The sequence below is a fragment of the Sphingomonas parapaucimobilis NBRC 15100 genome, assembly GCF_000787715.1.
GTDB lineage: Bacteria > Pseudomonadota > Alphaproteobacteria > Sphingomonadales > Sphingomonadaceae > Sphingomonas > Sphingomonas parapaucimobilis.
This window is the reverse complement of the sequence record NZ_BBPI01000062.1, coordinates 1-7,814: the sequence shown is the minus strand read 5'-3', so window position 1 is coordinate 7,814 and position 7,814 is coordinate 1. Positions and strand designations below refer to the sequence as shown.

At 67.7% G+C, this 7,814-nt stretch carries 8 protein-coding genes; 4 read left to right on the top strand and 4 right to left on the bottom strand.

The genetic code is table 11. From position 1 onward, the window contains the following. Window positions 1–71: 71 nt before the first annotated feature. Complete coding sequence (locus SP5_RS10550; RefSeq protein ID WP_042488135.1) at window positions 72–941, bottom strand: 3-hydroxybutyryl-CoA dehydrogenase; 870 nt, start codon at window positions 939–941, stop codon at window positions 72–74. A 138-nt stretch (window positions 942–1,079) separates the two neighbouring features. Between SP5_RS10550 and SP5_RS10545 the strand changes: the two genes are divergently transcribed. Together SP5_RS10545 and SP5_RS10540 are read left to right on the top strand one after the other, a co-directional pair. Further along, complete coding sequence (locus tag SP5_RS10545; protein WP_052811499.1) at window positions 1,080–2,099, top strand: DUF1176 domain-containing protein; 1,020 nt, start codon at window positions 1,080–1,082, stop codon at window positions 2,097–2,099. 11 nt (window positions 2,100–2,110) lie between these two features. After that, complete coding sequence (locus tag SP5_RS10540) at window positions 2,111–2,731, top strand: YbhB/YbcL family Raf kinase inhibitor-like protein (protein WP_042488130.1); 621 nt, start codon at window positions 2,111–2,113, stop codon at window positions 2,729–2,731. 359 nt (window positions 2,732–3,090) lie between these two features. On the opposite strand, the gene SP5_RS10535 is transcribed toward SP5_RS10540, so the two are convergent. After that, window positions 3,091–4,134 carry a GGDEF domain-containing protein gene (locus SP5_RS10535; RefSeq protein ID WP_042488126.1) on the bottom strand — a complete coding sequence of 348 codons (1,044 nt, stop codon included), beginning with the start codon at window positions 4,132–4,134 and terminating at the stop codon, window positions 3,091–3,093. A 66-nt stretch (window positions 4,135–4,200) separates the two neighbouring features. After that, window positions 4,201–4,734, bottom strand: coding sequence for a peroxiredoxin (locus SP5_RS10530; protein WP_042488123.1), 534 nt, complete (start codon window positions 4,732–4,734; stop codon window positions 4,201–4,203). 94 nt (window positions 4,735–4,828) lie between these two features. On the opposite strand from SP5_RS10530, the gene SP5_RS10525 reads away from it, so the two are divergent. Beyond that, entirely contained in the window at window positions 4,829–5,653 is an 825-nt protein-coding gene (locus tag SP5_RS10525; protein WP_042488138.1) for an inositol monophosphatase family protein, read from the top strand. Between the two features lie 131 nt (window positions 5,654–5,784). Here SP5_RS10525 and mgtE read toward each other — a convergent pair whose 3' ends face one another. Further along, window positions 5,785–7,197 carry a magnesium transporter gene (gene mgtE, locus SP5_RS10520; protein ID WP_042488121.1) on the bottom strand — a complete coding sequence of 471 codons (1,413 nt, stop codon included), beginning with the start codon at window positions 7,195–7,197 and terminating at the stop codon, window positions 5,785–5,787. 117 nt (window positions 7,198–7,314) lie between these two features. Here mgtE and SP5_RS10515 point away from each other — a divergent pair, with 117 nt between their 5' ends. After that, window positions 7,315–7,770, top strand: coding sequence for a peptidylprolyl isomerase (locus SP5_RS10515; RefSeq protein WP_042488118.1), 456 nt, complete (start codon window positions 7,315–7,317; stop codon window positions 7,768–7,770). The last annotated feature ends 44 nt before the right edge of the window (window positions 7,771–7,814 follow it).

The window sequence follows — 7,814 nt, the reverse complement described above, 5'->3', positions numbered from 1 at the left end:
CCCTATCGAGAGCGGGACACCCCTCCACCATGCTACGCATGGTCCCCCTCCCCTTACAGGGGAGGAATTTTTTACCGCGTCGGCACGGGTTCCGCGCCCGAGTAATCATAGAAACCGCGCCTGGTCTTGCGGCCATACCAGCCCGCCTCGACATATTTGATGAGCAGCGGCGCGGGCCGGAACTTGGGGTCGCCGGTGCCCTCGAACAGCACGCGGGTGATCTCCAGGCAGGTATCCAGCCCGATGAAGTCGGCGAGGGTCAGCGGCCCCATCGGATGGTTCAGCCCCAGCTGGCAGGCCGCGTCGATATCCGGGATCGTCGCCACGCCCTCGCCCAGCGCGAAGATCGCCTCGTTGATCATCGGCATCAGCACGCGGTTGACGATAAAGCCCGGCGCGTCATTGGCATGAACGACCCGCTTGCCCAGCTCCTGCGCGAAAGCCTCGACTCTGCCGACCGTCTCGTCCGAGGTGGCGAGGCCCCGGATCAGCTCGATCAGACCCATTACGGGCACCGGATTGAAGAAATGCACGCCGACGAAGCGCGCCGCATCGGGGGCCGCCTGCGCCAGCCGGGTGATCGGGATGGACGAGGTGTTGGTCGCCAGGATGGCGGTGTCGGACATCACCTTGCCGACCTCCTCGAAGATGGCCCGCTTGATCGCTTCGCGCTCGGTCGCGGCCTCGATCACCAGCTCGCAATCCGCCATGGCGGACAGGCTGCCGACCGGCTCGATGCGGCCGAGCAGTGCGTCGGCCTCTTCGCGGGTGGTCTTTTCCTTGGTCACCAGCCGGTCGAGCGCCTTGGCGATGCCCGCCTTGCCCGCCTCGGCGCGCTCGGCGGAGACATCCGCCAGCTTCACCGCATAGCCCGCCGCCGCCGCGACCTGCGCAATCCCTGCGCCCATCTGACCGGCTCCGATCACGCCCACTGACTTCATCGACACTCTCCTGTCTCCTGGCCCTGCCGCTTTGGCCTGTTCTTCCGGCCCGTATCTCTGCCACAAAGCCTGTTACAACGCGCCCTATCCGGTTCGGAACGGGATCGCCAGCCAAGGGGTTGATCGGGTATGATTCGCATGAGCCTTGCCATGAGCATGGCGCTGGTCGCCACGGCGGCGACCGCCGCCACGCCGGACACGCCCAAGCCGGGCAAGCTGAAGCTGTTCCGCAACTGGATCGTCGCCTGCGACAATGGCCGGGCCTGTGGGGCGGCCTCGCTGGCGGCCGAGGAATCGGCGCTTCAGGATGTCGGGCTGATCGTCGCGCGCGATGCCGGCGGCCGGGTGACGGTGCGTATCCGCGACATGACCGGCAAGGCCAAGACGGCCAGCGTCCGGGTCGATGGCCGGACCATCGCCTCCACCCCGCTCGACCGTGACGGTGAGGGCGAGTGGCAGGGCACCTCCGCCAGCGCGCTTGTCGCGGCCATCGCCAGGGGCCAGCGCGCCACGCTGCTGACGCCGAGCGCGCACCCGCTTGCGCTGGCGGGCGCATCGGCCGCCTTTCGCTATATGGACGATCGGCAGGGACGCGCGGGCACGACCTCCGCGCTGATCGCCCGGGGGGCCAAACGCCATCGTGCCACCTCGCCCGCGCTGCCCATGGTTCAGGTCGTCACCCCGCCGCCCGGTGCCGCCCCCGTCATTCCCGCCTCGGCGATCAGCGAGGCCCGGCGGCGCTACCGCTGCGCGACCGACGATGGCAGCCCGTTCAGCGCCGACGCCCACCGGCTCGACCGGCGCAGCACGCTGGTGCTGATGTCCTGCGGTGCGGGGGCGTATAATTATCTGGTCAAGCCGCTGATCTGGCGCGACGGACGGTTGAGCCCCGCGACCTTCGACTTCGCCTATCCATTCGGTGAGCGGCCCGAACCGGGCCAGCCCCAGCTCCTGGTCAATGTCGACTGGTCGCGCGACGGCCGCCTGTCGAGCTGGGGCAAGGGCCGGGGGCTGGGCGATTGCGGCGATGCGCAGCAATTCGGTTGGGACGGCACCCGTTTCCGCCTGCTCCAGGCCGCGCAGATGACCGAATGCCGGGGCGCGATCGACACGCTGACCGTCTGGCGCGCGCGGGCCGTCCCCGTGAAACCGCGATAGAGGAGACAAGGATGCTCGAACATTTGCCCGCTTGGGCAGGCAAGGCGATGAGCGGCTGGCGCGCCGGGGTGGAATCGATCGCGGTCGTCCGACCCGAACTGGCGCCGCCCGCCGCGATGCCGCTCAACAGCCCGGCCTTTGGCGACATGGCCCGGCTGCCCGAGCGCTTCACCGCCGATGGCGAGGGGGTGTCGCCGCCGCTCTATTGGGGCGATCCGCCCGAGGGCACGGCGATGCTGGCGCTGATCGTCGAGGATGCCGACGCCCCGACGCCGCAGCCTCTGGTCCATGCCATCATCTGGAACCTGCCACCGCGCGCAGGCGAACTGGCCGAGGGCGCGATCGTCGCGGATGGCGCGGGCACGCCCGAGGGCGGCGATGTCGGGCGCAATTCCTATCTCAGTGAAGGCTGGCTGCCGCCCGATCCGCCGCGCGGCCATGGCGAGCATCGTTATGTCTTCCAGCTGTTCGCGCTGGATGCGGTGGTCGATATCGGCGGACAAACGCCGGGTCGCGGCGCGATGGTCGAGGCGATGGCGGGACATGTGCTGGCCGCCGGGGTGCTGACGGGCACCTATTCGCGCGAGGAGGAAGCGCCGGTCGGCCCGGTGGGGGCAGGCGCGGTCGCCTGATGCGGGCAAGAGGGACGGCCGGGTGTCAGAATGGCATGGCCCGGCCGCCAGAGGGGTAAGGCGCGATCACGCTCAGGCGATCGGAAAGATCGGCGCGGCGCTGGTGATGGCGAGACCGGCAAAGACGAAAGCGCCGAGGACCGAGACGAGGATCTGGCGGGTCTGGAACGAAGTGAACATGGTGGAACTCCCTGATTTGACCGCCGGTCGGACCATCCGACCGGCGATACCAGGGACATTGCAGAGAGCGTGCCAATTTTATGAACGGCGGATTTCCGTGGTTTTTTGGAAAGCCTCTTGTCGTCTTGGGAAATTCCGCCACGAGCCGACGGGATTTCCCGCCATCCGATGGCGGAAAATCAGGCGTCGTTGCAGGCGCGGTCGCGACCTTCCTTTTTCGCGCGATAAAGAAGCGCATCGGCGCGCGCGAACAGCGTCTCCTGCGTGTCCTCGGGGTTCAGCGCGGTGATCCCGGCGGAGAAGGTGACTTCACCGACCGGCTCGCCCGTCTCGCGCACGCGCATCCGGCGGTTGCGCACCGCATCGCGTGCCCGGTCGACCAGCGCCGCCGCCTGCCTGGCGGTCAGGCCGGACATCAGGATCGCGAATTCCTCGCCGCCATGACGACAGACCAGATGCCCCTGGCATTCCTCGGCCAGGATCTTGCCGATCGAGTGAAGCACGCGGTCGCCCGTGGCGTGACCCAGCTCGTCATTGATCCGCTTGAACCGGTCGACATCGCACAGCGCCAGATGGCAGCTGTCCGATGCCTGGAAACACTGGCCCAGCGCCTCGGAAAAGGCGAGCCGGTTGGCCAGCCCGGTCAACGGGTCGCGCCGCGCCGTCGCCCGCGCCTCGGCCAGCTTCTCGCGCAGCGTGTCGGCCTCCGCCGTCGCCTGTTCCAGCCGCTGTTCGGTCGCGTGGATCCGCTCCAGCATCTCGCCGGTCAGCGTCGCCAGTGTCGGCAGGTCGATCTCTTCGCGGTTCATCTCCGCGACGTTGCGCGCCAGATTGGCCCCGAAGGCCGATGTATCCTCCTGGAAGGTGCGCATCACCGACATGAACGCCGTGACCTGATTCTCGGTCTGCTCGGCCAGCGCGTCCGACCGCGCCTCCGCCTCGGGCGGGGCGACCCGGTCGACCGCCGATTCGCGGACCGCCGGTTCGGCGGCATCCGGCGCGGGCATGGACCGCGACGCCCCCGTCGGACCGCCCAGACGGACGATATCGTCCTGGTGCAGGCGAACGCCGCCATCGATCAGCGATTCGACCGCACGCGCCAGGCTGCCTTTGGGATTGGTCAGGATCGCATGGACAAAGGCGTAATGCGCCGGATCGGGGGAAAGCCGGTGATCCTCCAGAAACTTGCCGATACGTTCATATAGACTGGCAGGCATCGTCATGGCTCGCCGCGGCTCCACATCAGCCGTTTCGCCCCATCCCCTGTAAAGCCCCATGACACGTGCCTGTCAGCGACGGTTTTGCAGTTCGCGTACCGCCGCCAGCGTCGTGGCGACATGCTCGGACGGGTTCATGTCGTCATGGACGAAGACGACACGCCCGTCGCGACCGATGACATAGCTGGTGCGCGAGGTGATATCGCGCCCTTCCATCTGGCGGCCAAGCGCGACGTCATAGCCCTTGACGATCGCGGGACCGGCGCTGGCGACCGGGAACTTGCCCGCGCATTCGGCCTTGGAAAAGGCGGCGAGCTTGTCGACCGGGTCGGCCGACATGCCGATCACGCGCGCCCCGGCGGCGCGAAAGGCGTCGATCTTCTCGGCAAAGGCGCGCGCTTCGGCGCTGCATCCGCTGGTGAAGGCGGCGGGGAAGAAATACAGGACGACCGGGCCGTGGCGCAGCTGTTCCTTCAGATGCAGCGTAAAGACCTTGCCCGCCACCGCGCCGCGCGTGGTGAAGTCGGGGGCCGGGGCACCGGGACGCAGGGCCGCTGCGGCCGGTACCGCCGCCATCGCCAGGAGAAAGCCCAACACTGCCCTCATCGCCCCATTCCTTATATTAAGATAGTTAACGCCTATCCTGTCGCGATCATGGCGTCCATTGCTGATCGCGCAGACCTATCCTATCCGGGTTAATATGTCCGTACATGCCGACGATATTAAGCTGGCCCTTCGTCTTGCCGATGCTGCCGGAGCCGCCATCCGCCCCTATTTCCGCCGCGAAATGGGGCTGGAGATCAAGGAGGACCGCTCGCCCGTGACGCTGGCCGATCGCGAGGCGGAGGCGGCGATGCGCCGCATCCTGGAGGCGGAGCGTTCGGGCGACGGCATTCATGGCGAGGAATATGGCGTCAAGGACGGCGTGACGGGACGGCAATGGGTGCTCGATCCGATCGACGGCACGCGCAGCTTCACCGTCGGGCGGCCGATCTTCGGCACGCTGATCGCGCTGGTCGACAATGGCTGGCCGGTGCTGGGCATCATCGACCAGCCGATCGCACGCGAGCGCTGGCTGGGCGTGGCGGGGCGGCCGACCCTGTTCAACGGTGAGCCGGCACGGACGCGCAGCTGTCGCGACCTGGACGGCGCGACCATCGCGACGACCAGCCCGCATCTGTTCGACGATGCGGACGTGCCGCACTTCATGGCGCTGGTCGCGGCGGTCAGCGGCCAGTCCCCGCGCCAGGGGCCGGTCTATGGCGGCGACTGCTATAATTACGGACTGCTGGCGAGCGGCCATATCGATCTGGTCTGCGAATCGGGGCTGAAGCTGCATGATTTCGCCGCGCTGGTGCCCGTCGTCGAGGGCGCGGGCGGGCGGATGTGCGACTGGAACGGCGATCCGCTGACCGCCGACAGCGCGGGCCATGTGCTGGCGATCGGCGACCCGGCGCGCACCGACGAGGTGCTGGAGGCGCTGCGCAACGTGCCGCACGGGCATGACCACGATCACGATCACTGATCCTCCCCGGCACGGGGAGGGGGACCGCCGCGCAGCGGTGGTGGAGGGGGATCTCCGCGAGGGACATCCTATGAGGAAGCCCCCCTCCACCAGCTTCGCTGGTCCCCCTCCCCTTTCAGGGGAGGAATAGCTTAACCCGTCAGGCCTGCCGCGGTCGCCAGGCCCAGAAACGCCAGGAAGCCGATCGAATCGGTGGTCATCGTGACGAACACCGACGAGGCCACCGCCGGATCGGCGTCGAAACGGTCGAGCGTGACCGGCACCAGCACGCCCGCCAGCCCGGCGACCATGATGTTGGTCATCATCGCCGCCGCGATCACCATGCCCAGCGCGGGGTTGCCGAAGACCAGGCTGACGCCCACGCCGATCACCGCCGCGACGGTCAGGCCGTTCATCATCGCCACGCGGATCTCGCGCATGATCGCGCGCGCGGTGTTCGACTGGGTCAGCTGGTTGGTCGCCAGCGCACGCACCGTCACCGCCAGCGTCTGCGTGCCCGCATTGCCGCCGACACCCGCCACGATCGGCATCAGCGTGGCCAGCGCCACCATGCGCGCGATCGTCCCCTCGAACGCGGCGATCACCGAGGAGGCGACCATCGCGGTGATCAGGTTGGCGAGCAGCCAGCGCACGCGGCTCTTGTAGCTGTCGAGGATCGGCTCGTTGATGTCGCCCTCGCCCGCACCCGACAGGCGCAGCACGTCCTCGCCCGCCTCCTGCTGGATGATGTGGACGATATCGTCGACGGTGATCATGCCGACCAGTCGTCCGCTGGCATCGACCACGGCGGCGGAGATCAGCGCATATTTCTGGAAGCGCAGCGCCACCTCTTCCTGGTCCATGTCGACCGGGATCAGCGTCTGTTCGCGCTTCATCACGTCGCCGATGGCGATCTGGCCGGCTGCGCGCAGGATCCAGGACAGCTGGCAGGTGCCGATCGGCCGGTGGCCGGGATCGACGACGAAGATTTCCCAGAAGTCGGTGGTCAGTTCCTCATCGTCGCGCAGGAACTCGATCGTCTCGGCCACCGTCCAGTGCTCGGGCACCGCGATCAGCTCGCGCTGCATCAGGCGACCGGCCGACTCCTCGGGGAAGGACAGCGCCTCTTCGATGGCGGCGCGGTCGTCGGGGTCGAGCGCGCGCAGCACCGCGCGCTGCTCGTCCTCGTCCATGTCCTCGATGATCGCGACCGCGTCGTCGGTGTCGAGTTCCGACGCGATGTCGGCGACTTCATGCGGTTCGAGCGCCTGGATCAGCTGCTCGCGCACATAGTCGTTCATCTCGGCGAAGACGTCGCCGTTCAGCAGGTCGGTGACCGCGCGCGCCAGGTTGACGCGTTCCTCGTCGCCGACCAGCTCGAACAGGTCGGCGATGTCGGCGGGGTGCAGCGGCTCGACCAGCGCCCGCGCGCCCTCGTCGTCGCCCGCCTCCAGCGCGTCGAGCACGGCCGTCACATATTCGGGCTTCAGCCGGTCGTCCTCGTCCAGCTGAGTTTCGGGCAGCTGGGTCTCGGATTCGAGTTCGGGGAGTTCGGTGTCGCTGATCTCGGCCTCCCTCGATCGATCATGAACGCTGTGTCACGCCTCTAAACTGCGACGGCGGCATTTGCCAGCGGGCACGGGAATGCCTACCTGCGCTTCATCAACCAAGGAAGAACCCTTATGGCCGAGACCTTTTCCAAGCTGACCCTGACGCTCGAGAGCGGCGATGTCGTCATCACCCTGCGCCCCGACCTGGCGCCCGAGCATGTCGCGCGCATCGGCGGCCTTGCCAATGAAGGCTTTTACGACGGCGTCGTGTTCCACCGCGTCATCCCCGGCTTCATGGCACAGGGCGGCGACCCCACCGGCACCGGCATGTCGGGTTCGGACAAGCCCAATCTGAAGCAGGAATTCAACGCCGAGCCGCATGTGCGCGGCACCTGCTCGATGGCGCGGACCAACGATCCGAACTCGGCCAATTCGCAGTTCTTCATCTGCTTCGACGACGCCCGCTTCCTCGACCGCCAGTACACCGTCTGGGGCCAGGTCGAGAGCGGCATGGAGCATGTCGACGCGCTGCCCAAGGGCGAGCCGCCCCGTAACCCGGGTAAGATCATCAAGGCGACCGCGGAGTAATCTTTCCGCGAGAGCTGAAGGAAGGGGGAGTCTCGAAAGGGGCT